Here is a 241-nt window from a genome sequence, read left to right on the forward strand (position 1 = left end):
ACGCGGCCGGGCGGGTCTCGTCCCGCAACGCCTCGGCGGCGGCCAGCAGTTCCCGCCGGTCCGCGCTGCGCGGCGGCTCGGCGGCTGCCCGCTCGTACAGCCGCGCGCCCTCCTCCAGCACCAGGTTCGTGTCGATGCCCGCGGGCACCTTGATCCGGGCGTGCCGGCGCCAGGTGGTGACCGGATCGCCCCACGCCTCCACGGTGTACGTCCACCGGCCCGGCTCCCCGGCGGTGACGGT

Annotated in this window: 1 protein-coding gene; it reads right to left on the reverse strand. The window is 77.6% G+C overall.

The genetic code is table 11. The annotated features are described in order from the left end of the window. Positions 1-241, reverse strand: a 241-nt coding sequence (locus tag V5O46_RS31765; RefSeq protein WP_332888197.1) for a maltotransferase domain-containing protein, incomplete at both ends; no start/stop codon positions are given.

Origin of the sequence: Streptomyces poriticola (assembly GCF_036689765.1) — a bacterium.
Taxonomy (GTDB): domain Bacteria; phylum Actinomycetota; class Actinomycetes; order Streptomycetales; family Streptomycetaceae; genus Streptomyces; species Streptomyces poriticola.